Annotated in this window: 30 protein-coding genes and 3 tRNA genes; 7 read left to right on the forward strand and 26 right to left on the reverse strand. The window is 39.2% G+C overall.

All coding sequences use genetic code 11. The features are described 5' to 3' along the window. Nucleotides 1-50 precede the first annotated feature (50 nt). Together IPF86_04045 and gatB are read right to left on the reverse strand one after the other, a co-directional pair. Nucleotides 51-554 (reverse strand): hypothetical protein, encoded by a 504-nt coding sequence (locus tag IPF86_04045; GenBank protein QQR50222.1) that lies wholly within the window; start codon nucleotides 552-554, stop codon nucleotides 51-53. A 34-nt stretch (nucleotides 555-588) separates the two neighbouring features. Further along, nucleotides 589-1,995 (reverse strand): Asp-tRNA(Asn)/Glu-tRNA(Gln) amidotransferase subunit GatB, encoded by a 1,407-nt coding sequence (gene gatB / locus IPF86_04050; protein ID QQR50703.1) that lies wholly within the window; start codon nucleotides 1,993-1,995, stop codon nucleotides 589-591. Nucleotides 1,996-2,101: 106 nt separating this feature from the next. On the opposite strand from gatB, the gene IPF86_04055 reads away from it, so the two are divergent. Next, nucleotides 2,102-2,374: a hypothetical protein gene (locus IPF86_04055; GenBank protein QQR50223.1), complete on the forward strand. Its 273-nt coding sequence runs from the start codon at nucleotides 2,102-2,104 to the stop codon at nucleotides 2,372-2,374. Nucleotides 2,375-2,423: 49 nt separating this feature from the next. On the opposite strand, the gene obgE is transcribed toward IPF86_04055, so the two are convergent. The 5 genes from obgE to IPF86_04080 form a co-directional block, all read right to left on the reverse strand. Next, nucleotides 2,424-3,446, reverse strand: coding sequence for a GTPase ObgE (gene obgE, locus IPF86_04060; protein QQR50224.1), 1,023 nt, complete (start codon nucleotides 3,444-3,446; stop codon nucleotides 2,424-2,426). A gap of 159 nt (nucleotides 3,447-3,605) precedes the next feature. Continuing rightward, the gene (locus IPF86_04065) at nucleotides 3,606-4,502 is read right to left on the reverse strand and encodes an MYG1 family protein (protein QQR50225.1); all 897 of its coding nucleotides are present in this window, start codon (nucleotides 4,500-4,502) and stop codon (nucleotides 3,606-3,608) included. Next, on the reverse strand, nucleotides 4,495-5,097 hold the full coding sequence (locus tag IPF86_04070) for a hypothetical protein (GenBank protein QQR50226.1): 603 nt from the start codon (nucleotides 5,095-5,097) through the stop codon (nucleotides 4,495-4,497). The genes IPF86_04065 and IPF86_04070 overlap by 8 nt, the downstream gene beginning before the upstream one ends. Nucleotide 5,098: 1 nt before the next feature. Next, nucleotides 5,099-5,437, reverse strand: coding sequence for a phage holin family protein (locus IPF86_04075; GenBank protein QQR50227.1), 339 nt, complete (start codon nucleotides 5,435-5,437; stop codon nucleotides 5,099-5,101). 48 nt (nucleotides 5,438-5,485) lie between these two features. After that, nucleotides 5,486-5,941, reverse strand: a complete 456-nt coding sequence (locus tag IPF86_04080) for a GatB/YqeY domain-containing protein (protein QQR50228.1) — start codon at nucleotides 5,939-5,941, stop codon at nucleotides 5,486-5,488. 37 nt (nucleotides 5,942-5,978) lie between these two features. On the opposite strand from IPF86_04080, the gene IPF86_04085 reads away from it, so the two are divergent. Further along, nucleotides 5,979-6,704 carry a 3'-5' exonuclease gene (locus IPF86_04085; protein QQR50229.1) on the forward strand — a complete coding sequence of 242 codons (726 nt, stop codon included), beginning with the start codon at nucleotides 5,979-5,981 and terminating at the stop codon, nucleotides 6,702-6,704. A 14-nt stretch (nucleotides 6,705-6,718) separates the two neighbouring features. Here IPF86_04085 and IPF86_04090 read toward each other — a convergent pair whose 3' ends face one another. Then, entirely contained in the window at nucleotides 6,719-7,462 is a 744-nt protein-coding gene (locus tag IPF86_04090) for a hypothetical protein (GenBank protein QQR50230.1), read from the reverse strand. Between the two features lie 83 nt (nucleotides 7,463-7,545). Between IPF86_04090 and IPF86_04095 the strand changes: the two genes are divergently transcribed. Then, the gene (locus IPF86_04095) at nucleotides 7,546-8,622 is read left to right on the forward strand and encodes a DNA recombination protein RmuC (protein ID QQR50231.1); all 1,077 of its coding nucleotides are present in this window, start codon (nucleotides 7,546-7,548) and stop codon (nucleotides 8,620-8,622) included. A gap of 103 nt (nucleotides 8,623-8,725) precedes the next feature. On the opposite strand, the gene IPF86_04100 is transcribed toward IPF86_04095, so the two are convergent. From IPF86_04100 to IPF86_04170, 15 genes are all read right to left on the reverse strand, one after another. Continuing rightward, nucleotides 8,726-9,577 carry an alpha/beta hydrolase gene (locus IPF86_04100; GenBank protein ID QQR50232.1) on the reverse strand — a complete coding sequence of 284 codons (852 nt, stop codon included), beginning with the start codon at nucleotides 9,575-9,577 and terminating at the stop codon, nucleotides 8,726-8,728. Continuing rightward, nucleotides 9,574-9,933: a hypothetical protein gene (locus tag IPF86_04105; GenBank protein ID QQR50233.1), complete on the reverse strand. Its 360-nt coding sequence runs from the start codon at nucleotides 9,931-9,933 to the stop codon at nucleotides 9,574-9,576. Before IPF86_04105 ends, IPF86_04100 begins: the two co-directional genes overlap by 4 nt. Before the next feature lies 1 nt (nucleotide 9,934). Beyond that, complete coding sequence (locus IPF86_04110; protein QQR50234.1) at nucleotides 9,935-10,387, reverse strand: EVE domain-containing protein; 453 nt, start codon at nucleotides 10,385-10,387, stop codon at nucleotides 9,935-9,937. A 152-nt stretch (nucleotides 10,388-10,539) separates the two neighbouring features. Further along, on the reverse strand, nucleotides 10,540-12,000 hold the full coding sequence (locus IPF86_04115; protein ID QQR50235.1) for an ABC-F family ATP-binding cassette domain-containing protein: 1,461 nt from the start codon (nucleotides 11,998-12,000) through the stop codon (nucleotides 10,540-10,542). Nucleotides 12,001-12,073: 73 nt separating this feature from the next. Further along, on the reverse strand, nucleotides 12,074-12,274 hold the full coding sequence (locus tag IPF86_04120) for a cold shock domain-containing protein (protein QQR50236.1): 201 nt from the start codon (nucleotides 12,272-12,274) through the stop codon (nucleotides 12,074-12,076). 91 nt (nucleotides 12,275-12,365) lie between these two features. Continuing rightward, nucleotides 12,366-12,959 (reverse strand): HD domain-containing protein, encoded by a 594-nt coding sequence (locus IPF86_04125; protein QQR50237.1) that lies wholly within the window; start codon nucleotides 12,957-12,959, stop codon nucleotides 12,366-12,368. After that, complete coding sequence (locus tag IPF86_04130; protein ID QQR50238.1) at nucleotides 12,959-13,711, reverse strand: hypothetical protein; 753 nt, start codon at nucleotides 13,709-13,711, stop codon at nucleotides 12,959-12,961. Before IPF86_04130 ends, IPF86_04125 begins: the two co-directional genes overlap by 1 nt. Nucleotides 13,712-13,803: 92 nt before the next feature. Beyond that, nucleotides 13,804-14,064, reverse strand: a complete 261-nt coding sequence (locus IPF86_04135) for an SWIB/MDM2 domain-containing protein (GenBank protein ID QQR50239.1) — start codon at nucleotides 14,062-14,064, stop codon at nucleotides 13,804-13,806. Nucleotides 14,065-14,157: 93 nt separating this feature from the next. Next, nucleotides 14,158-14,772 (reverse strand): arylesterase, encoded by a 615-nt coding sequence (locus IPF86_04140; protein QQR50240.1) that lies wholly within the window; start codon nucleotides 14,770-14,772, stop codon nucleotides 14,158-14,160. Nucleotides 14,773-14,781: 9 nt separating this feature from the next. After that, nucleotides 14,782-15,282, reverse strand: a complete 501-nt coding sequence (locus tag IPF86_04145) for a hypothetical protein (GenBank protein ID QQR50241.1) — start codon at nucleotides 15,280-15,282, stop codon at nucleotides 14,782-14,784. Between the two features lie 227 nt (nucleotides 15,283-15,509). After that, nucleotides 15,510-15,854, reverse strand: a complete 345-nt coding sequence (locus IPF86_04150) for a hypothetical protein (protein ID QQR50242.1) — start codon at nucleotides 15,852-15,854, stop codon at nucleotides 15,510-15,512. A gap of 59 nt (nucleotides 15,855-15,913) precedes the next feature. Then, nucleotides 15,914-17,305, reverse strand: a complete 1,392-nt coding sequence (locus tag IPF86_04155; GenBank protein ID QQR50243.1) for a PhoH family protein — start codon at nucleotides 17,303-17,305, stop codon at nucleotides 15,914-15,916. Between the two features lie 134 nt (nucleotides 17,306-17,439). After that, a complete protein-coding gene (locus IPF86_04160) occupies nucleotides 17,440-17,949 on the reverse strand; it encodes a low temperature-induced protein (GenBank protein ID QQR50244.1) in 510 nt (169 codons plus the stop codon). A 138-nt stretch (nucleotides 17,950-18,087) separates the two neighbouring features. After that, on the reverse strand, nucleotides 18,088-19,317 hold the full coding sequence (locus IPF86_04165) for a DEAD/DEAH box helicase (protein QQR50245.1): 1,230 nt from the start codon (nucleotides 19,315-19,317) through the stop codon (nucleotides 18,088-18,090). Nucleotides 19,318-19,694: 377 nt separating this feature from the next. After that, nucleotides 19,695-19,781: transfer RNA gene (locus IPF86_04170), tRNA-Ser, on the reverse strand. A 293-nt stretch (nucleotides 19,782-20,074) separates the two neighbouring features. Here IPF86_04170 and IPF86_04175 point away from each other — a divergent pair. Together IPF86_04175 and IPF86_04180 are read left to right on the forward strand one after the other, a co-directional pair. After that, nucleotides 20,075-20,146: transfer RNA gene (locus IPF86_04175), tRNA-Glu, on the forward strand. A gap of 97 nt (nucleotides 20,147-20,243) precedes the next feature. Beyond that, a complete protein-coding gene (locus tag IPF86_04180; protein QQR50246.1) occupies nucleotides 20,244-20,837 on the forward strand; it encodes a hypothetical protein in 594 nt (197 codons plus the stop codon). Between the two features lie 232 nt (nucleotides 20,838-21,069). Here the strand turns inward: IPF86_04180 and IPF86_04185 are convergent, their stop codons facing one another. Next, the gene (locus IPF86_04185; protein QQR50247.1) at nucleotides 21,070-21,648 is read right to left on the reverse strand and encodes a hypothetical protein; all 579 of its coding nucleotides are present in this window, start codon (nucleotides 21,646-21,648) and stop codon (nucleotides 21,070-21,072) included. Between the two features lie 261 nt (nucleotides 21,649-21,909). Between IPF86_04185 and IPF86_04190 the strand changes: the two genes are divergently transcribed. Next, nucleotides 21,910-21,982: transfer RNA gene (locus IPF86_04190), tRNA-Val, on the forward strand. A gap of 166 nt (nucleotides 21,983-22,148) precedes the next feature. On the opposite strand, the gene gmk is transcribed toward IPF86_04190, so the two are convergent. After that, nucleotides 22,149-22,715: a guanylate kinase gene (gmk, locus tag IPF86_04195; protein ID QQR50704.1), complete on the reverse strand. Its 567-nt coding sequence runs from the start codon at nucleotides 22,713-22,715 to the stop codon at nucleotides 22,149-22,151. Nucleotides 22,716-22,918: 203 nt separating this feature from the next. Here gmk and tsaD point away from each other — a divergent pair, with 203 nt between their 5' ends. Next, nucleotides 22,919-24,106, forward strand: coding sequence for a tRNA (adenosine(37)-N6)-threonylcarbamoyltransferase complex transferase subunit TsaD (gene tsaD / locus IPF86_04200; protein QQR50248.1), 1,188 nt, complete (start codon nucleotides 22,919-22,921; stop codon nucleotides 24,104-24,106). Between the two features lie 4 nt (nucleotides 24,107-24,110). Here the strand turns inward: tsaD and IPF86_04205 are convergent, their stop codons facing one another. Next, nucleotides 24,111-24,668, reverse strand: coding sequence for an AAA family ATPase (locus IPF86_04205; GenBank protein QQR50249.1), 558 nt, complete (start codon nucleotides 24,666-24,668; stop codon nucleotides 24,111-24,113). Nucleotides 24,669-24,690: the final 22 nt, after the last annotated feature.

Here is a 24,690-nt window from a genome sequence, read left to right on the forward strand (position 1 = left end):
ATAGTTCAGTATACCAAAAACTAAAAAACAGCGCACTTTTGCGCTGTTTTTTAGTCAATTATCGGCTCCCCAGTTTTATAACTAATAACAATCTGATCTTTATCTTTCAAAATTGTATTTTCAAATGTATTTACAGTCACACCGTTAACTGTCAGAGTGATCTTATGCATTGGATCAGTCACTTTATCGAGGATATGATTCTGGTCAAATGGCTTATTCCATACTGCAAAAAAGTCTGCTAATGTAAAATCTTTTTGTATTGGGGATTCAACATGGAGTGTACCGTCCGCATCATGGGTATGGAGCGAATGCATACAAGTTGGCGTAATACCAATGTCAGCAGGAATGATCTGCGTCTCACCGTCAATTATTATCGTCAGTACTGGGTGAATATGGAATTCTGTGGCCATATCTGTCGTACAAAGCATCGCAACTTCACGACTGGTCATGTTAGCATCTTCGACTGCTTTTTTAGCTTTAAGATTTTTGCTCCAAAGCAGCAACCCACCAATGATAACAACAACGATAGCAATGATAATGATATTTTTCTTCATATAGTCTTAGTATACTAAATAGAGTATCCTCGAGCTAACCAAGGATCTCTTTTAAAAGTTTAATTGTAATAGCAGGATTTGCACTGCCATTGCTTGCTTTAATAACTTTTCCAACGAGAGACATGAGCGCATTTTCTTTGCCACCTTTATACGTTGCAACAACATCTGGATTTTCTGCAATAATTTTTTTGATAATTTCAGTAAGAGCACCTTCGTCATTACTTTGAAGTAATCCTTTATCAGTTGCTATCGCAAGTGGTGATGCATCCTCTACCACAATCATAGCCAAAATGTCTTTGGCTGCGCGTGATGAAATTTGCCCACTTGTAACGAGATCAATTAACTCGGCAAAGTGTTCATACGTCGGCAGAGTAACTTTGGGATTATTTTTCTTTAATCCAATAAAATCACTCGTAATATAGTTGGAGGCGATTTTTATTTTATTTACATCGATAAGTTTTGCGGCAACGGACTCAAACCATGTTGCGAGCGTACGATCGAGAATATACGTATCAATATCTTCGTCTTTTATTCCGTACACATTTTTATACCGTACTTTTTTTGCATTCGGCAATTCAGGCAATGCACTCCTCATCGCTTCAAGATCAAATACTTCTGAAAGCTTCATTTTCGGCAAATCTGGATCAGGGAAATACCGATACTCCTGAGCGTTCTCTTTAGAACGCTGTGAAAATGTAGACTGTTTGCCCTCATCCCAACCACGTGTTTCTTGGACGATATCACTTCCCTTGCCGGCTTCGAGTAATTTCTGCATACGATCAAGCTCATACTTTATCGCACGTTCAACACTTCTAAATGAATTGAGGTTTTTAACTTCTACTTTTGTACCGAAATTGTTCGCATCATCTGAGAGAGAAATATTTGCCTCTACACGCATTTCACCTTTCTCCATATTTGCTTCTGAGACATCAAGGTAGCGGAGCAATAACTGAAACTCCTTTGCAAATTTGGCACCTGTGCTTGCAGCTTCTTCTGGAGTTGGAAATGTATGTGGCTCAGTCACAAGCTCCATAAGTGGCACACCAGCGCGATTGAAATCAACCAATGAGAAATCCCCTCTGTCGTGTTTGTTATTAGCTGTATCTTCCTCGAGGTGTATACGTGTGATTTCCATACCAGCAAGCTCGCCACCAGAAACGATCGGATATTTGTACTGGGATATCTGATAGCCTTTGGGAATATCTGGGTAGAAATAATGTTTGCGGTCAAACTCAGTGAAGTCAGCGATTGTACCGCCTTGAGCTATCCCAACTCGAACCACATGTTCAACTGCTTGTTTGTTGATCGTCGGCAAACTTCCAGGATGAGCGAGACATATAGGACACACATTTGTATTTGGTTTTGCTTCATCAGGATCATTCTTGCACGAACAAAACATCTTAGTTTTTGTTTTAAGCTCTGCGTGTATTTCTAATCCGATTGTTGAGTAATATTTGGTTTCCACGGCAAAAGTATAGCAAAAATAAGGATATGGCTGTACTTGACAAAATTAATATTATTTGCTACTATATTAAAAATCTACAAACATGCTCATAACTCAAACAAATGGACCTATCGTTGCGATGAACACGATGGTGAAGCTCACTAAAGTACATGGTAATGGACTTGCATCCAACAATAAAGTCGGAACTGTACTAAAGGGGCGCATTAAAAATCATGGTGCCCTAAACGTCGGCCAAGCTTTAGAGTTGGACAAGGGTGGAAATACTTCCACTATCACAAGCGCTACTAAAACCGAAGATGGTGATTATGTACTAACAACCATCACTGGCGTTTATTTCCTTCAGAAATTCAAATAACAAACAAAGCGCAACACAGAAATCACTTATGTAAAATATAAGTGATTTTTTATTTTCTCAAAATCTTGACCAACTCGTCCCCAAATGCTTTCACAGACGCATCATCGTAGAGTGAAATTGTAAACACTGGCTTTTTAAGCTTCGTAAATTCTTTTACTTTTGCTGCAATAGTTTTCTCATCACTGACGTCAGTTTTGGTTAGAAGTATGATTTCTTCTTTCTCAGCGAGCCCTTTGCCATATTTTTCTAATTCACCACGAATTTGTTTATACACTTTCATCATCCCAATCGAATCTTCAGACTTCTTTGAAGTCTTGCTTCGAACGGGACTAGTATTCATTTCATTTTCGAATGACACAAGGTGGAGCAGTATGTTTGTATGTTTAATATGACGCAAGAATTTAATACCGAGCCCTTTGCCTTCACTGGCACCTTCGATAAGTCCTGGAATATCAGCGAGAATATATTTTCTAAAGCTTCCGAGGTTTGGATCAAGTGTCGTAAATGCATAGTCGCCGATTTTCGCTGTGGCATTGGTAAGCGCATTCAAGAGACTCGACTTCCCCGCATTTGGAAGTCCTATGAGTCCGACATCAGCATAGAGCTCAAGCTCAATTTTAAATTCACCAACTTCGCCGGCTTTGCCTGGAGTCGCTTTCTCTGGAGTTGTATTAATCGAACTCTTGAATTGCTCATTACCTTTGCCCCCTTGACCGCCATGAAGCAGTAGTATGCGCTCGCCTTCTTTGGTCAACCGTTCTACATGATCAGTATCAATGTTCGTAATGATCGAACCGATCGGAAGCATGAGGATGAGATCTTCCCCGTCTCGGCCGTGTTTACTAGAGCTACCACCGTCTTTGCCATCTTCAGCTTTGTACTCACGCTTTTGCTTGTAGGTGCCCATGATATAGACATCACGAGTTGCTTCAACGTATACATGACCACCACGGCCACCATCACCTCCAGCTGGTCCGCCTTTGGCAATGAATTTCTCTCGGCGCCAGCGAACAACACCGTCACCTCCAGTGCCTGCCGCTGCTTTAAGTTTTATTTCATCAATGAGTGCCATATATTATTTAGAATGATAAAAGGTAGTAAGACACAAATTTTGGACCGAACACTGTCTGAGCATTACTTCCTGATAAATTGAAAGCGAGTTTGCCTGCCCGACTAAATAGTCGTTCGGGCGGGTGAGGCGAGAAATTCGTGTCTTGTGAAATTTTATCATTTATTTTTGATCTAATGCTAATTGCGCTAGCTTGATCGCATCATCTCTCGTCTCAGCAACAGCAAGAAATCTATGCATATGACAAAAAACTGCAGTCGACACTCCAGTAACTTTAATTAATTCTTCATCTCTCAAACCTGCCCAAGATTCTGGGAAATGCAGCCTGCGTTCAAACGTTCCCGGCACTGACACAACAGTCTCTGCTTTCCATTTACCATCAGTTCGTGGAGCAACCATAATAAGTGGCTCAGGTAATTCTGTGAGTGTATGCATGGCAGGATAGCGATCATCTAAAATAATCATGCGTTTATCAACTGCTTCCATATAGGCCTCCATCACTTTATCTTTGGCATCTAGCGCATCTCGTGTGTGGATAATTTCTCGCTCCAGAATCCTCATGGCGAGATTAACCGCTTCGATAAAACCCTCATCAACATCAGTCTCTTCCCTCCAGGTCGGGATAAATTTTGAAATCACATTATGTACAAGATATGGACGAACGTCAGGTTTCGTATAGGCCATTAGCTCAACGCCATTATCCCCTGCATCGATTGGACAAACCAACCGCAGATCGATTTGATCTCTAATTTCTTCAGTACCACAAAGTTTGCTACCAAACTCTTTCCAAATAAGCCCAAACGACGCATACGGTATACCATTGTCTCGTTCGCCAGCACCGCCGATTTGGTGGTGGTCAAAACGTTTACCTGCACTGTCATAGACACCGCCTACATCAACGACATAGGTAGCAGTTTCAATAACTCGAGTATCACGGGAGCGAATAATATCAAGTGGCTGATCTTTGTAGTACATAGATAACGCCGCACAAGCAAAAACTTCGTCAGTATGAAAACCGCCGTCGTGCGTCACTATAATGATTTGTTCATGTTTATTCATGGTGGTGGAATTCTTCTTTGACCTCAACGAACATATTGATGAGTCGCTCGAGAATAAAGAAGCATAGCAGGAATAGGAAGATAGTCAAAATGAACGTAGAGATAGTATGGGTGACTGCGATCGCCGCATAACTAAACACATATCCCAAAACAAACAAACTGCCAAGCCATATTGTCGAAGAAATAAACTCAGCCTTGAGGAATAAAGATAATTTTATTCGTTCGTATCCTGAGAAAATAAGGACAAAATTATTGATCCCATATAAGAATTTTGAAAAAATAATTGACCAGAATGGTTTTGTATTAAAATTTGGTAATAGCGCTAAAACTTTACGCTCAAAATAATGAAATAATTTATGCTCACCATATTTGCGTCTCAGGTATACTCCTAAATAATACCCTAATATTGTTTTCAAGATTGCACCAGAGATAAGGACTGGAAGTAGTATAGAGAGTTTGACGATACCGAGGTGTACCATAATTCCTGATACAAGGAGCGCAATCTCACCTTCCAAAATTACATCGATAAACAACAATGTATACGCCAATACTGCATGGTCATTGATAAAGAGTTTAGCAAAATCAATCAAATGCATTTTATTTATCCAAGATTTTATCGCCTATCCAATTGAGTACTGATACAATGAACGCTCCGATAAGCGCAGCTACGAATGTATCAACAGTAAAGCCTTTGATCAGCACTGCGACAAACCAGAAGAACAAACCATTTAAAAGTAGCCCGAACAATCCCAACGTCAAAATGTTTATCGGAAGCGTCAAAAGTTTGACTATAGGTTTGATAATCAGATTGATAAAACCAAGCACGGCACCAACAATAATCGCTGTTATAACAGTATCGACATGAATACCGGAGACGACATAGGGGGTTACGAATACTGCAGCAGATAGGATAAGCCAATGAATGACGATTTTCATAATTATTAAAAGTAAATTAGTAATAAGTAAATAGTATTGTTAGGAAAATTAGAAAAGTGAATCTACGACAGCTTTAACATCCATGCCATCTGCTTTACCTTTGAGATCTTTCATGAGGGAAGCCATAAGCATACCTTTCTTTGTTGGATCAGTAATACCGAGTTCAGCTTGCTTGGCTTTGGCCAATGTTTCGATCTCAGTTCGATCCATGAGCTTGGGTAAATACGTTTCTAGTATGGCAAGTTGTGCAGTTTCTTCAGTAACCAAATCCGCACGTCCACCTTTTTGAAATTGTTCAATCGAATCCTTGCGCTGCTTGGCAAGTTTGGTGATGACTGCAATAACTTCTTCATCGCTAAGTGCTTCCTGTGGGGTTCTACCTTTGGCAACCAAGTCATTCGTCATTGCTGCACTAATGCCACGAAGTACTTCGAGACGAACTGAATCCTTGGCAAGCATAGCGTCTTTAATACTAGTCTTAATTTGTTGTTGCAGTGTATCCATATGGAAACAAGTATACCAAATATGCTAGCATGAATCTATGGCTTACAAACTCTTATTTCTGGATACTGAAACAACAGGTAATGAGACCAAGGATTACCTGTGCCAAGTTGCATGGAGTGATGGCAAGAACCGTCATAGTGCACTTTTCAAGCCACCAGTACCTATATCCTACGAATCAATGGCAGTACACCATATTACGAATAAAATGGTTGCCGATAAACCTGCGTTTAAATTCAGCACTGAACACGCAGAAGTAGCCAAGCGTTTTGCCGATGAAGAGACAGTGTTTATTGCGCACAATGCCATATTTGATCTGGGCATGTTAGCCAAAGAAGGATTAGTTCCGCAAAAATATATCTGCACACTCAGAGTCGCACGACACCTCGATCCAGAAGAAAAAATATCATCCTATCGCCTCCAATATTTGCGCTACTTTCTGGACCTGGAAGTCGATAACTCTGCGACAGCGCATGATGCACTCGGTGATGTGCTCGTACTCGAGCAATTATTCGATCGATTATTTAAAAAAATCATTGAGACTGACCAGTGCACTGAACTCGAAGCGTATCAGAAAATGATCGACATATCGAGTCACCCATCACTCATAAAGACATTCAAGTTCGGCAAACATGTCGATAAGAAAGTCGAAGAAGTCGCCAAAATTGATCCCGGCTACCTCGAATGGCTTCTCAATCAAAAGCTTGAATCAAACCCCGATGATGAGGATTGGATTTATACACTGAAGCATTATTTAGGAAAATAAAAGACCTCTCTTCATCATAGAAGAGAGGTTACTTTTTTGTAATATTCAATTTGCTTTGCATGTCTGATTGCAACTTCGTACTCAGTTTTGCATCCAAGTGATATTTCCCAGCCCTGATTCATAATAACTTTTGAAATAAAGGGCGAGCAAATAATAGGCTCGTAGAAAACTTCAAACTTATTTCTTGTCTCGTTTGCACTAAGATTAGGTAGTCTTAAATTAAGGAATGGAATTTGATTAAATATAAGCCCACCATGTTCTTCAGCAGCATTAATAATCATTTTTCGTAATTCTTTGATTCCTTTTCGCACTCCATGTGGATGAGCGTACAAGGGACTACTGATGAATACTAATTCTCCTGCATTCATCTTACTCATTTGAGTAAGTGCCTTATTTAGTAATTCATCATAGTTTTTGCATGATCTCAGATTCATCCAACAGCGAAACTCAAGGATTCGATTGGCAATAATAAGTGTACTGCGCCATCCTATACGTCTGCTATATCCCCATTCCAAATGTCTTTGATACCATTCCTCATCAGCTTGGGTACTTGGTGAATAAGGGAAATTCCAATGCCTACTATTTAGTGATCTGTCTGATATTTTCTGAAATCCTTTATATGGATTTAGAAACAGAACTCGCAGTAGTAAAATAATATGTGGTATCCGTGCCGTAAGTAAGTATTTATTCTGAAGTTCAAGCAAAAAAATTGGTAGAAAAAGTGCGAATGCTATAAAAAAAGTAAGAACAGTTTGCATGATCAAATTTTTCTTATAATAGCATATTTATTAACAAAAGTCAATAAATTACAATTCCATCAAATTAACGCTATAATATCCTTATGCAATCAATCATTATTGGACTTCTCATAGGTGGCATCGTTGGAGCTGGCATTATTTTCTTTATTGTACGAAGGAAAAAGGACAACACACTTCCCTCACCTGACGCTGGTGCTATGACATTACTCCAATCCCAAATCCAAGAACTCACTCGCACGCTCGATACTCGTCTCGGTGAATCACAAAAACAAGTGAACGAAACCATCCGTTACCAAAGCAAAGAATCCCAAGACATCATTCGAGACATCACCGAGCGACTCACTAGACTCGATGAGACCAACAAACAAGTCGTCTCATTTACCGACCAACTGCAAAGTTTGCAAGACATATTAAAGAATCCAAAACAGCGAGGGGTTTTGGGTGAATACTACCTCGAAACCCTTTTGAAAAATGTGCTTCCAACAGGTAGTTACGAAATGCAGTACCAGCTCGGTAAATCTGATGATGGTAGTGACCTCATTCCTGATGCAGTCGTATTCATCAAAGATAAAATCATTCCTATTGATTCCAAATTCTCACTCGAAAATTATAACCGTCTCGTCGAGGAGCAAGACCCCCTCCAAAAAGAGCGTCTCGAGAAAGCATTCGTCAATGATCTCAAGAATCGCATTACAGAAACTTCCAAATATATCCAGCCAAGCAAGAACACTATGGAATTCGCCTTCATGTTTATTCCCCACGAAGCCATTTATTATGATCTTCTCATCAACAAAGTCGGTGCACTCAAAGATGAGTCCGAAAATCTTATCCAACGAGCTGCTTCGAAGTATAAAGTCATTATTGTTTCTCCGACTTCATTTCTGGCATACCTACAGACCGTCCTCCAAGGTCTCAAAGCCATGCAAATCGAAGAGAGTGCTAAAGACATCGTCAAGCGTGTTGATGAGCTCGGCAAGCATCTGAAAGGATATGAGGAGTACCATAACAAGCTTGGCACAAGCTTGAACACTGTGTTCAATCATTACACAAACTCAAGCAAAGAACTTAAAAAAGTAGACAAAGATGTTATGCGAATATCTGGTACAAGCGCAGGCATTGAAACGATTGCACTCCTACGGGAAGTTGAAGAAGATAATTAACGAATAAATCCAAATAAGATATTTTTCGCAACGAGGACTGTTTGAATCTAGCTTTAGCTAGATGAGTTCCGCAGTAAGAAAAAATCTTATTTGGATTTTAATTCTATTTTTTTAGTAGTGCTTTTTTAATTACTTCCGGATAGTGCTGTGGAATAAAATGTGACATGCCAGAAATTACTTCTGTACTAAGGATATTTGGGTCAAAATATGTTTTAGCAAATGCAACATTTGATATTGGCACCAAGAAATCCCTTGTGCCTGTAATAAGTTTTATTGGAATCCGAATTGTTTTCAATCTATCAATATATTGCCTGATTGCATTTGGGAATGCGTAAATCTCCTTAGCACTGGCTCGGAATGGATACGCAATAAACGGCGCAATGTAGCTAATAAAAGATATTCTCTGCGATAAGCGTTTCCACCCCTTGCCTTCTTCACCGACAGGATCGAGCATCGGCGCAAAAAGAATAACTTGTTCAGCAACTTCCGGATGTTCTAATACAAGCAACGCTGCGATCGTGCCTCCATATGAATGACCAACGATTGTAACTTTCTTATTTGGAAATTGTGTAACCAGGACTTCATGTGCAATCTGAACTTGTTGAGCGAGCGAGCGCACACCACCAGACGTCCTCCCATACCCAGGTCGATCATAGGTCACCATGGTATATTTTTCTGCAAGTTTATTTTCTGCCTGATAATCAACAAATACATCTGCTGAGCCAGGTGATCCATGAATAAACAACAGTGGCAAACCATTTCCACTTTGTCGATAAAAAATACTCTGATCTTTAGAGGTGATTCTTCCTTCAGTATATGCAGTACTAGTTTTTTTAAAAATCGTTTTAATTTTATTATTCGGCAATACATACACGCGAAAATGCGTCAAAAGCAACATAAGTACAAAAACCATAGCAAGTAGGGCGAATATGCTTAAGAAAATCATGAGTATCATAGGTTTTCCAATTCTTCGATTTGAGCTAGTATTTTACGATATAACACTTCCTGTGCATCGTCCTTTTCGTGCCCAGGATCAGCAATATATGCGACATGATAAAATGATTGAAGAGCATCACTAATAAACCCAGCATCTTTATATGTCTCCGCAATCTGTATATTAAACAAAATATCCCGCAAAGGCTCCTGATGTAATCTCGCTTGCTCTTGGATAATCCATTTTTTCCAAATTGCCATTGATTCTGCATGATCCTGTCCATATGTTCTCAATATTGATACGACCACAGAGCGTTCTATATAGTGACGTTGTTCTTGCGATGAGGAATCTTTAATTGCCTGTCCTTCTAATTTCATACTATTTTGCTAAATTTTTAATATATGTAAAATGGTTCTCTAATACTGGCTGGACAGACAACCTACTGCCGCGTGCTCGCACAACCATACCTTCTAATGCAGAGTCAAATTTAATCTGACTAAGCAGTAGTGGTTGCTTAAATTTTTTGACAAAAGCTATATCAACACATTGCCAAATTGGTTTTGTTTTTGTTGCTTTTGGGTCAAAGTGATCATCTTTCTTGTCGAATTGTGTCAGATCTGGATATGATTTTGAAACTATTTTTGCAATACCATAGATGCCCGCATTGGCACCTGAATGATAAAACAATGCCAAATCTCCAATGTGCATACCATCTCGCATATAGTTTCTAGCTTGGTAATTGCGAATGCCTGTCCAGGCGGTTTTTGCATCACGCTTCAAGTCATCGATTGAGTAACATTCACCTTCGGTTTTTAAAAGCCAGTAATACATGCACCAACTATAGCAAAACAAATCCTGATGTCGAATCAGGATTTGTTTTCTGTTACTTTGCTTTTTTTGGTTTCTTTTTTTCTTTTCTTTGAGAATTATTTCCTTTTGCCATATATTTGTATTTACTAATAAGTACTCATAGTATAGCAAATCTATTTCTCCAAATCGAGAATTTCATCTATGCGGATACTAGCGACAAATTCTGGCACGTGCGATACGAGAATCATAGCACCCTTATATGTATCGAGTGCTTCTGCAATCAGCGGAATATGGCGAAAGTTAATATGATTCGTAGGCTCATCGAGAATAAGGAGTCCTGGTCGCTCGAGCACGAGTCTTGCAAATGCAACCAAGCCTTTTTGACCTTCTGATAGATCTCCAATTTTAGTTTTGATTGCTTCAGATGTAATAAGAAATCCTGCTGCAACGCTTCGCATATGTTGTTCATCTTTCTTATCCATAACAGCCATGAGTGATGCGTATACCGTATCATCAAAATTGAGTGTCGAGAAATCTTGCCGATAGTAGCCTACTTTTACGCCTTTTAGAATTTCCACACCTGCACTGGTACCATTTGCCATTGATTCGAGCAATGTACTCTTGCCAATACCATTTGGCCCTTGGAGCAACAAATGCTGATTTTTCTTGAGTTTTATATTTGCTTTGCGAGTTGTCGGTTTGTGCTTTTGTATTGTTGTAAAAGAAGTTATGGTTACAATATCACCTAATATATCTTCCTGAGCTGGTATCGTAAACGGTCGGATTGTCTTGTCCTCTTTGCGCACATCGACTTGATTTTCTTCCATTTCAGCTGCATCTTCGCGCATGCGTTTAGCCAAAAGTCGTAAGCGTCCTCCTTTCATTGCAAAGAAATTTGCTTTCTCCTTTTTCTCAATTGCCTCTTTGGTAAGTCTGGCGTTTTTACTATTCTCTTTTTCCACGCGCACTTTGATTTGTTCGGCAACGTTGAAATAGTTTCCTGCATACTGCTCAACTTTACGAGTATAAATATCTAGGTACAGCACTCCATCAGTAAATGAGTTCAAGAAATCCGCATCATGGGAAATTACCATGACAGTTTTGGTGTAAGATTTTAAAAATTCAGTCAGATGGAGAATACCAGCCTTATCGAGATTATTGGTTGGTTCATCTAATAGCAAGAGATCTGGGTCTTGAATAAGTGCGGAAGCGAGCAACAGTCTTGCTTGTTGACCACCAGAGAATGATCCAACTATCCGCTCGTGCAACTGTTCATGATGCTTCAGATTAACCACCTCCAAGACGTCATCAATCATAGGATCAATAGCATGGATCTTCTTCGAAAAGCATTTCTGGAAAAATTCTCGAACCGTGAGCTCCAAATCTTCTCTCGGTATAACTTGGCGGGAGAGCGCAATCGTGAGTCCTTGCATACGATTGATGACACCTGATTCTACTGTATGGCCTCTGGTAATAAGATCAAAAATCGTACTCTTGCCAGCGCCATTTTGGCCCATGATAGTAATCTTGGTGCCACGACGTACAGTAAAATTAACCTCATCTAAGATAGGCTTGTTCTCGCTATATTCAAACGAAACATTTTCAAATGATAATATGCTTTCCGCTTTTGCCATAAATATATAAATACAATGCAGGGAAAAGAAAAACACCTTTTGCAATTGCACAAGGTGTTTTTCTTTGGTTCACTTATGCACGTGATACATTTGTCGCTGCTGGGCCTTTTTCGCCGTCAGTGATATCGAAAGTGACTTCATCGCCTTCTTTCAATTCTTCAAATGTAATACCATTTAACTCTTTTGAGTGAAAAAAGAGATCCTTTGTCTCGCCTTCGCGAGTAATGAATCCAAATCCTCGATCTCGTACAAGAGTTTTGATTGTTCCCTTCATATGATTTTTGTGATTATTGCTACTTGAGATACTCGACTTTGTTTCTGTATCTAACCTAAGACTTTAATTCTAAACTAAACAAGCTTTATTGTCAAAGGATAACGTCAGGCGTAGTAAGTGCCTGCAATGCTTTTAGGACATCTTCCAAATCTTCTACTAAAGGATTTGATTTGCTATATTTCAAAATTTCCCCAATAACATTAATATAAACGCCTATAAATACTTCTTTTGGGAAACCAAATCGCTCAAATGTTGCAAGACCTTCCTTAGAATGATCATGGACCAAATCCGATGTATTGGCGATCACATCAGCCGATTTTAAGATTAGCGCTTCTTCTGAAAAATGTGCAATATGCTCTCTAGCGTGCTTTTTTCTCTCGTGCCACGACTCTATAGTATTTTCCTCGGTAACCGCACTTACAAGGTCTGCAACCTGCACGCCAAATCTTTCTGTAAGCATTTCTTTGGTTACCTTCTTGTCGATGACACTATCTTCAATCGTGTCATGCAAAATGCCTGCGATAATAACATGCTCACTAGTACCTGCTGCTGCCAATATTATGCCAACCGTCAGTGGATGCACGATATACGGAATATCTTTACCTTTGCGCTTCTGCTTCTGATAGACTTCGTGAGTTTTAATCGAAAAACGAATTGCCTCTTTAATTTTTGATGTGTAAATCATTAGAGACTAGTTGCTGTAAAATTTGTTACTAAAGGCACAGGCTTGTCATCTGAATAACCCATAAATTGGTATGCGAATGTGCCTTTTGCAGCTATATGCCCATCTTCATAGTAGACAGCACCCGTTGCAGTAGTAGCATCTAATTCTATATTTGTTACTTGCCATGTACCACCGAGCACTGGTTTGATTTGAGAGAGTGTCTCTAGGTTTGTTTTGAAATATGTCATCAATAAATCACTTGCCTTTTCTGGATCGACAATAATAGAATGAGGGGAATTATTTTCTTTGGTAAGTTCAAAGTATAAAATACTAAATGAATACTTAAATATCCTGATATGCATTTTGCCCAGATAGTTCCCTGGAGTTACTTCAACAATTTCATCAAGCACTGGTCGCAACCAAAATGGATTCTCAGGAATATTGTAATCGATAGCCAAAACTTGAGTTTCTTTGTCTCGGAGACCTGCTTGTACTCTAGTCACAAACGGATACTGTTCAACTGTACTATTTCCATCCTTGAATACATTAGTGCCCGTAGATTGAGCCGTACTAAATTTTTTACCGAGCCATGAAGCAGTTGGTAAATTACTAACTGTACCTTGATAAAAACCGTCAGGTTTTTGACCAGGTACTCCACCTTCTATAAATAAAGCCTGATTTGGCGAATGTTCAACTCGCGAAGTAAACCAGACTCCTGCAAATACAATAACGAGCATGACACCGATTGCACATTTTATAATGAAGGAAATCATGTACAAAGTATACCGTATTTTGTTGAATAAATATACGTATGCATAGCAAAACAAAACCGCCTGAGGCGGTTTTGTTTTGCTATGCGCTTTATTTATGAGAGATGTTTTGAAACGAGCTTCGTCATTTCAAACATATTAACGACGGCTTTGCCGCCAAACACTTTCTTGAGGTTTTCGTCTGCATTAATATTGCGCTTGTTTTTTGGATCTTGAAGATCATTCTTCTTTATGTAGACCCAGAGGGCCTTTACAACTTCAGAACGAGGCATTGGGCCTTTACCTACGACAGCTGCGAGTTCATCGCTTATGTTCATAGGCTTCATAAATGCAGAGTTTACTTTTGGTGTTGGCATATGTTTATTGTTTATTGTTAATACTTAGCAATACTTCTGTAGTATAGCATCTTTTACTAGACAATACCTTATAGAGAGCACTACCCTCATAAATTATTTACTAAGTAGTGGTCGTATGGCATCTTCTATTTTTTCCGCAACTCGCATATACCCTGCGTCATTAGGGTGAACTGCATCATACATATAGGTACTGTTCCCAATCAAACCTCCCAAAATATTAGGGACGTAGATAAGATCGTTATCGTGAGCTATCGATTCATACATCGGTCCATAAGAATCATTAAGTAAAGCACCTCGCACTCCCACCAGAACAACTATAGTTTTTTGTTTTGTAAAAGTTTCAACAATAGTACGGATATTTTTTTCTGTTTCTACTATAGGTACGTTTCTCAAAATATCATTGCCTCCGATGAGTAGTATCACAATCCCTGGATCTTTGACTGTAACAGTATTTATGCGGACAAGAGCATCTGCCGTTGTATCGCCACTAACGCCAAAGTTCTGTATAGGCTGCCCTATACTTTTTGATAAAACTGAAATAAAGTCATTGCCTCCTGTTGCCCCGTACCCTGCAACTAAACTATCACCAAAACCAATGATCGTAGGGTTTTTAGGAATTGGCACTTCTTTCTTACTGATTTGCATCAATGCATAAACTAAAGTACCAACACCTACGAGAATCAAAATAATAATCAGCCACTTTTTCATAACTATGTTTTACTCCATTGCACTATTACTACAATCGGTTTTCTGTAAACTTGGCGCATATGATATTTCATCTGGGTTAGCATAGACATACGCACCACTACCGTTGTCTTTCATTTCGCCGAAACCAACTTTCGCAATATCGCCTTCGATTATTATCTTGAGCTCTTCTTGAGCGGTCATGCCTTCTGCACTAGTACTCCAAATTGCATTCACAATTTTATTAGTACCATCATCAGAAATTATGCCATTAAATATACCGGTCTTTTTATCTTTCTCGGCTGGTAACCAATTGAACTCTCCAACAACATCAGTACCACTAATATCCATAGTAAGGAGTGCAGTATCACCTGCTTCAGTATTCCAAATATAACAAACCTGCTCTGTAAGTATTTCTGTATTTATGTCATCTGGAGTATTAGTAGCTACTGGAGTGCTTGGCATTTTTTTAACAATTAGCACTACAACAACGATTGCAACTATAAGGATAACTATATATTTTATAATTTTCATACTTTAAATTCTTAATTTAATAAAGCTGCATGCTTCTTTAGTATACGTAATAAGTGCTGGTTCGCCTATCATATCTGGCACTAATATATTCTCTCCACTTTTAATAACATTAACAAGTGGCCACTGACTTTTAACTAAAGTATCCTGACCGAGCGTATATATTTCTAATTCTTTGTTTTTTGATCCTTCTTATAGTATATGCATAGGTAAGCTCAAGCAGTATGTTATCAATTATTTATTTGCTTTATTTGTAAATATATTTTATGACACCAAGCTGCTCCTGCATCGCCACCCCATAATTGCCATGCAATATAACCTTTTGATGGTTTTTCTTTATTAAAAAAATTTTTGCCTTGTTTATCCACGAAGTGGCGAGAAAAATATGAATACATCCGTGTGATTGTGCGTGGAGACAACACTCGACGATTCTTGAGATCTCTTGCTCGAGCAATGCCAACACTGGTTCCTCCATGACCAAACTTTGCACGTAATACAAGACCACGCTTTGCTTGCAGTGCCACAAGTGTTGGAGGTTTAAAATTTATATGATCATATTTTTTATTTTGAGCCATATAATTATTCTACCATCAAAATAAAAACCACCCTGTGGGTGGTTTTTTTGGTTTATAAATTATAAAAGATCATTGGCAAGGTTCGCTAATTCACTTCGTTCTCCTTTTTCAAGTTTTACATGTGCAAAAAGTGGAGATCCTTTCAACCGATCAATGATGTAACTTAATCCATTGCTATGTGTATCGAGGTATGGCGTATCGATTTGATGGATATCTCCGGTAAAAATAATTTTTGTATTTTCGCCCGCACGAGTAATAATGGTTTTCACTTCATGTTTGGTTAGATTTTGAGCTTCATCTACAATGAAAAACACATTTGAAAAACTTCTTCCACGGATGTATGCAAGGGGGCAAACCATGAGTTTTTCATTCTCTACCATTTCATTAATCTGGCGATATTCTTTATCTTTTTCAGTGAAGCAATTCTTGATGTATTTAAGGTTATCCCACAAGGGCTCCATATATGGGTTCAATTTGCTCTTTATATCACCAGGCAAATAGCCGATATCTTTATTACTAAGCGGCACGATTGGACGCGCAAGATATATCTGGTGAAAATCCCTCCGCTGTTCCAATGCACATGCAAGTGCAAGTAATGTTTTACCAGTTCCAGCAACTCCCTCAAGACAAACAAGCGGGATGTTTGGATTTAATAATGCATCAATCACACATAATTGTTCTATATTCCGATGTTTGATCTTATATGCTGTTCGAGTTTTCTTTACCAAGAAAAGCTTATTGGACTGCTTATTAAAACTAGTAATAATAGGCTCTGTTCCTTGTTTGCTGTCAAAAAGATAATAGTGATTTGGTATTGGCTTCTTACCTTTCTTCTTGAAATAAAGTGAGGCGTCACACTCACCATCTTTAAACAGCCCATCAAGTATTTCTGTTGGGAATTTATCAATCAGCGTTCTGCCTGTATATAACTCATCCAGGTTTTTAATTTTTCCTGTCTCGTAATCTTCAGCGGTAATCTTCAAAAACCGAGCCTTAGCTCGAAGATTGATATCTTTGGTGACTAAAATTACTTGACGATCAGGGTTTTCTTTTTGTACACGAAGTACAACATTCAAGATTTTATGATCCGACTTCACACTGTCAAATATCGCATCAGTATCAACACCATTCGCATGACCCATAACAACTCTGAATTGACCATGGGTTTTACCGTTAATATTTGCCCAATGTTGCAATGATAAGTTACCCGCAGAAGCTCGATCAAGATAACGTATAAATTCACGCGCTGCAAAATTCTTCTCTTCACTACCCTTCTTAAAATTGTCGAGCTCTTCGAGAACGGTAATTGGGAGAACAATATGATGCTCATGGAAATTCTTAATTGCTTTGGAATCATCAAGAATCACTGATGTGTCCAGCACAAAAATCTTTTGATCGGCTCCACCTGGGGCTGGCAGAGAAACATACACTCCATTATTATTTTCTTCCATAGTGAATATTTGTTTTTTAGTGAACTGTGAACTGAATGTATTAGTCGCATTATATAGGTCTCGAGGCATATGTCAAATATACATAATTACAAAAAAAGCCTGGAAAACCAGGCTTTTTTGCAATGTTAGATTTTTTAGTGCATATATTCTCTCACCTCAGTCGCACCAGTTTTCATAAAAATATCCTTCGTTCTTAGATTTGATCGAGTGATGACGAGAATATCTCCTGCTCTGACTAAATCCTCATACAGTTTGGCATCATCATCTGATACACCGAGGCCACCCAATGCTCCGATAAATCCGCCTGCTGCGGCACCGGTAGCAGCCCCTGCGACGGTCGTAGCAGCTGCACCAGTAAATCCCAGTGCTGCAGCGAGTGGTCCCGCAACAAACAAAGTTCCGAGTCCTGGTAATATACCATTTGCGACTACAAGTCCTGCAATCGCTCCGACAACAGCACCTGTCGTTGCGCCAACAGCTGCACCAGCACCAACTTTGTTACCTGTTGTCGCATTCGTTATTTCTCCATCTTTGTTGATATAGACATATGATAGGTCTGCATCACTAATGCCAAAACCTTTAAATTCTTGAATTGCGTCTTCTGCTTGTTTATGTGTTGTAAAAACTCCAAGTGTTGTGTTCATAAAATATATTTTAATTAGGAATAATCTACTCGACTCTTACGATAGTCTAACGAAGTGGATTACAAAGTGTGATGCAATACATCTATCTCAATATAAAATAAAAACTTCTCTAAAAATTAGAGAAGTTTTTATTTTATATTATCCGATGAATGTCAGTGCTTTGCCTCGCTTGCCTGCGCGTCCAGTACGACCGATACGATGAATATAGTCATCATAGGTAGCTGGGATTTCATAATTAATCACATGTGACACATCAGCAATATCGAGTCCTCGTGCTGCTACGTCTGTAGCGACTAATATTTGAATGGTATTGTTTTTAAATTGTCCCAATGCTCGCTGGCGGTTACTTTGCGTTTTGTTGCCATGGATTGATTCTGCCTTGAAACCTTTTAGAGCCAAGTCTTTCGTCAATCGCTCAACGCCGTGTTTCGTGCGGCCGAAAATGAGAACCTTTTTGAATTCAGGATTAGCGAGCAAGTCTTGCAACACATCCATTTTGGAATTGCTGCCTCCAACTCGAACAACATCTTGATCAACTTGCTTTGATGTATCACGAGTTTTCACTGATATGCGGATCGGTGATTTCAGGAATTCAGTAATCAAGACTTCGATTGCATGTGACAGTGTCGCTGAGAAGAAAAGTGAATGATGCTCTTTGGGCATACCAGCTACGACAAATCGCATATCAGCCACAAATCCCATATCAAGCATACGGTCTGCTTCATCGAGCACTATAGTGTTAAAGTCACGCAAGAAAAGCGCTTTACGCATAAGGAGATCTTTGATTCGTCCCGGTGTACCGATGATGAAATTATTCTCATACCGTAGATCACGAATCTGCTTGCCAATACCTGCACCCCCAACACAGCAAACAGAAAAAATTTTCATTCGCTTGGTAAACGTTCGGAGCTCATCATCGATCTGCACTGCAAGTTCGCGTGTCGGCACCAAGATTAAGATTTTCTCTTTGCGATTCAAGAGCACTTTGTTGATAAGCGGGATTAAGAATGCCGCAGTCTTACCTGTACCAGTATTCGCAATACCCACGAGATCGTGTCCTTTCAATATATAGGGGATCGTTCGATCTTGGATTGGCGAAGGGTGTACGTAACCTTTGACTTTGATAGCCTCTTTGAGTGTGTCGGTAATGAGGAAATCAGAAAATGCGTGCTCAGGCACGAAATGATCTGTTTCTTCTGTTATGACTGCTTTGTTGATAAATCTAGATATATCAATGCGTTCACCACCGCGGCCACCGCCTCTGTTGCCACCTCTCCCGCTTGGGCGATGACTTCCACCAGAACGAAATGCTGGACGTGAACTAGAAGAACTGCGGGGTCCTTCCCTTCTAAAACTTTTGTTTTGCATAATAATTTTTGAGCGTAGTGCTCTATAACTGTGTAGTCTTTACAATAAAATTTGGCGACTAAGTGTCTCGCCAGTTCGTTTGCCTTAAGAGGCAATGTTCATCAAACCAATGAGAGTAGTTATAAATCTAGTATATATAAAAAAATAATTTTGTCAATAGAGTATGTTCCGATTTATCCCCTAAGTTTTAAAGTAAAATTTACTACTGCGGAGGCGGTGAGATTAGCCTCCGACTAAGATTTTGTAGTCACAAAAAAACTTGTCTAGGCGCCAGCTCGAAAAATGTTCTATTGAACATTTTAACTCCGCTGTTCAAATCCCAACAGAAACTATCCCATAGTTTCTTCCTCAAATTTCATACCTGGAATTTGCTCCTGCGGAGGCGGTGAGATTTGAACTCACGATACCCTTTCGGATATGCCGCTTTTCGAGAGCGGTGCCTTCAACCACTCAGCCACGCCTCCGTATATTTCGCTTTGCTCAAACGGAGGTCATTTTCGTGCCTGAATGGTTGTCCTCCTTCGGAGTAAAAGTAAAGCAGTTTACTTTTACTCCACTCAGCCACGCCTCCGTATATATTTTCAAATTATAAAAAAAATGGTATAGTGTTTGCGTTTTTAGATTTACTTAAAAACGTCTAAGAACTATAAACCATTTTGGCCCTATCGTCTAACGCAAGTTAGAATATAGCGACGCCGGCTTTTGAAAAGCCTAGCAAAAAATATTTGTTAATTTAATACATATAGTTTATTCATTTGGCCCTATCGTCTAACGGTTAGGACGCCGGCTTTTCAAGCCGTTAATCCGGGTTCGATTCCCGGTAGGGTCACAACTTGTGATAAATAACAAATCCGTATCAGAGATTTACTCTATTTCGTACTTAGAATCACTAACATTTTAGTAACTCGAATGTTACACTTTTAAATATGGACTATAAAGTAGTTATCAGCATTATCGCTGTAGCGCTATCGTTTGTCGGATATGGTATTTACATACGAGACATTCTTCGGAGAAAGACAGTTCCTCATGCATTCACTTTTCTTATTTGGAGTATTGCAAGTTCAGTAACATGGGCTTTGCAAGTATCAGGTGGGGCAGGAGTGGGTGCATGGATTACATTTGCTGTCTCGGCAATCTGTATCTTTATATTCTTCCTTTCGCTCAAATATGGAGAAAAAAAGATAACTAAACTAGATATTATTTTTCTACTGGTTTCTCTCATTGCCCTTGGACTATGGCTTTTAGCAAAGCAGCCTGTATGGTCAATGATTCTTCTTGTTGCGACAGACGTATCAGGGTTTGGTCCAACGATTAGAAAATCCTGGAACAAGCCATTTCAAGAAAACTTATTTACGTGGGAACTTACGGCTTTTCGCCATGCATTGGGAATTATTGCCCTAGAGAAATTTAATATTCTGACACTACTCTATCCTATTACCTGGGTAATTGTAAATACACTCTTTAGTATCTTTTTGATTGTTCGCCGAAGACAGGTGAATAAATCTATGATTCAAAAGTAACTAAAAAACACCACGGAATAGTTAGGTGTGAGAGGGGGATTACCGAAAGTCGAAAGTCTCTAAAAAGGAGGTGACAAAGTTTTTAAATCCTCTATACTACTGAGTATCGAATTGTGATTATTAACGGCTTCTGAAATCCATGCAACGAGTTCACAATTTGAAACTTACAATTCGATAGAAAAAGAAAAGTACCCTTTTAGTAAGGATACTTTTTGTTTGTGATCTGTTAAAATTATTTTAAATACATATTTGGCTTAGGCCCATATTCTACAACGAGCATGTCCTGATCTTTTTTCTCGTCAGTAAAATATCTGAATCCATTGTTCCAGGCTTCTTTTTCAATACGTTTGTCAAAATTAAAAACAATGTCATGTATATTGTCTGAGTGCGAAAAAACTACTAATCGTTCTGCTCCAGCGGTAACTCGCATTCTCATTGCCTGAATTAAATCCTCAATAAATGCTGAAGAAGTAGCAGACATACCTAATTTACTTTTATTCGGCGGCACATGTCCGTTCTTTGCACCTAATTCGATGAGGCAATTCCTATGCATTTCTCTGGCATAGGTATTGTTGGTATCTACGAACATTGTGTTCGTCATACTAATGCCTTTGTCTTTTAATTTCTCCACAATAATCTGTCCCCTGGTCCGCCGTTCACATGAACTGTGGACAATACAAAGCAATGAAAGATTGGCAAGTAACGAATCTTTCTTTGGCACTAATGCCTTGTTATTTCCTCTGAAATTTGAGATTACATCGAAGCCACCGCTTTTATGCGAAGCAGTCGTACCTCTTATTGATTTGGACATACGTATTTGATTTGTTTTTTTGTGAAATGAACAAGTACTCGAAAATACTACCACACTTAATCAAATAAGCAATAATTTGAATTTTAGTGTCATGACGTGTAAGATACTGATATATTTGCGTGATTAGCTGATTTGGTAGGCATCGAAGTGAAGCGGCCTTAAAATTTTGAATGCATTAGTATTGTATTGAGCAGTTAGCTGTCTTGGTAGGTATCGAAGTTATGTAGCCTTTAAAATTTTTAATATAGTAGAGATTGTATTGCGCGGTTAGCTCAGTTGGTAGAGCGACCCCTTGACGTGGGGTAGGCCAGGGGTTCGAATCCCTTATCGCGCACCGTGAGCTTTGCGAACGAGCGATAGCATATGAACTGCTTCATATGCGTAAGGGATTCGAAAGACTTTTCGTTATGCAAAGCATCGAAAAGTACCTGGCGATGTAATCGCCGAATCCCTTATCGCGCACAAAAAAGACCCCTAACGAGGTCCTATAGTTTTCAAATTTAATTTTCTAAAAAGGTTTCAGCGAGCCTTGTTGCCTCCTGAATTGCATCGTTTAAATTCTTATTGACAATAATATAGTCAAAATCATCTTGTGCTTCAAGTTCGATCTCAGCCTTTGCAATTCTGGTTGCAATTGAATCTTCCTTATCGCCACGATGACGAAGCCTTTCTTCTAATATTGGTATTTCAGGCTTAGGTGGTTTGATAAAAAGTGACAGTGCGTTGTCGCCAAATCGTTTTTTAATATTCTTGGCACCGCGCGTATCAACATCAAAAAGAGTCACTTTATTTTCCCTTGCGATGCGCTCAATTTCAGAATTCAATGTGCCATAGAATAGCCCATCATATACTTCTTCCCATTCAAGGAAAGCATTGTCAATAATGTTTTGCTTAAACTTTTCTTTTGTGAAAAAGTGGTAATCTTTGCCATCTATTTCCATCGGACGCTTTGGACGGGTACAGGCAGAAATCGAAAATGAAAGTATTGGAAAAGTTTCCAATAGAGCATTTGCAATAGTTGTTTTGCCCGCACCTGATGGTGCTGTAACTATAATTACCTTACTCATTGTGACAGAGTTTGTTTCCGTCACTCTAGCACATTTTATAAAATAGTCAAAAATAGCAATTTCTGGTAGAATCGCCATATGCGAATACTATCTATCGAAACTAGTTGCGATCCCAAACTACGGAAGCATATCGAATACACATACTTCCAAGTACGGGACTAGAAGAGGTAGATTAGCTTTTAATTCTTGTTATATCTTTTATTATGAAAATCCTATCTATTGAGACCAGTTGCGATGAGACGGCACTGTCCATCGTCGAGGCATCTGGTGGATCAACAAAACCCAAATTCAAAATCTTAGCGAACAATGTCGCTTCACAGGTTAAGCTTCATGCGAAATATGGCGGTGTCTTCCCTATGATGGCCAAACGTGAGCACAGCAAGAATCTTGTGCCTCTGTTTATAAAAACATTAGAGGAGGCAAGGTTAGCAAAAAAAAGTACGACTGCCTTTAGTCAAAAACAAGTTACGGATTTAGAACTTATGCTTGACCGTGAACCAGAACTCAAAAAAATATTTCTAAAAACAATATACAAAATCAAAAAGCCAAACATTGACCTTATAGCCGTGACCACGGGTCCAGGGCTCGAACCAACACTCTGGGTCGGCATCAACTTCGCGCGAGCACTTGCAACGTTATGGGGTATTCCAGTTATTGGCGTCAATCATATGGAAGGCCATATTTTTTCCGTGTTTCCAAAAAGCAATAAAGAAACTTTTACGATTGATACCAAACTTTTCCCTAGTATTTCCCTCTTGGTCTCAGGTGGTCATACAGAGCTCGTCTATATTAAAAATTGGCTACACTACGACATCATCGGACAGACGAGAGATGATGCTGTGGGTGAAGCCTTTGATAAAGTCGCGCGTTTGCTCGGTCTACCATATCCAGGTGGCCCAATGATATCCAGACTTGCCAAAGAAGCTCGTGATAAAAAAATAGTGAGTACGTTTACTTTCCCTCGTCCTATGATCCATAGCAAGGATTATGATTTCTCTTTTTCTGGACTCAAGACGGCAGTCCTCTACTTTATCCAAGGCCACAGTAGTAATCCAAATGGTAGAAAAAAAATTATAATACCCCTAAAACTAAAGCGAGAAATTGCCCGCGCATTTGAAGATGCGGCAGTTCATGTCCTCGTTAGTAAAACATTGCGAGCGATACAAACATACAAAGCGAAATCACTTATCGTTGGTGGAGGCGTCGCAGCTAACCAAGAAATCAGGAAAGTGCTAAGCGAGCTATCTCCTGTGCCTATTTATTTCCCTACCCGAGAACTTTCCACCGATAACTCTCTCATGATCGCCATCGCAGGCTACATGCAGTGGCAGAAAAAGAAAAAGGGTGTTCAATTGAACACCCTCATTGCCAACGGCAATCTTACATTATAAATTTTCATTTTTTAAAACCAATCGTTTCTAGCCATAAGTCAATTTCTGCGTGAAGTTTTTCCAAATTTCCATCATTCATAAAAATCTTCTCAGCTTTTGCTAAACAAAGTGGGATATTCATATCCCAAAGCTCAGTACCGATAGATTCCCGTTCTTCGTCAGAGAGAAATCTTTCGAACGTAACACTATCAGTTGCACTTTTGCGATCCATTGCTCTTTTGTAGCGAATATGAGGATCCGCGTCTATGCCAATAAAGTGTGTATCTGGTTTATTTATAATAAAACTTGTTTCTGCAGGACAACGAAGTGATTCAATCACAGCATTATTGCCGTATGCCAAAGCTCGCTCGTATAACGTGCGAATATTATAGTCTGGTCCATATGTTTGGCGGAGTTCATTCGCAACAAGCCTCATAGAGTCTCGGTTCACGATAAGTCCTCGCTTATTAATTTCTTCAACAAAAAATTCACGAGCGGAGAAATGTTTAAAGCCAAGTGAAACTAAGTAATCAGCTACGGTGCCTTTGCCAGCACCATTTGTTTCTGCAATCGCGACAATCATACTGTCATCATTCCACAACAGA

It is taken from the genome of Candidatus Nomurabacteria bacterium, from assembly GCA_016699085.1.
GTDB lineage: Bacteria > Patescibacteriota > Minisyncoccia > Phycocordibacterales > UBA9973 > CAZLWF01.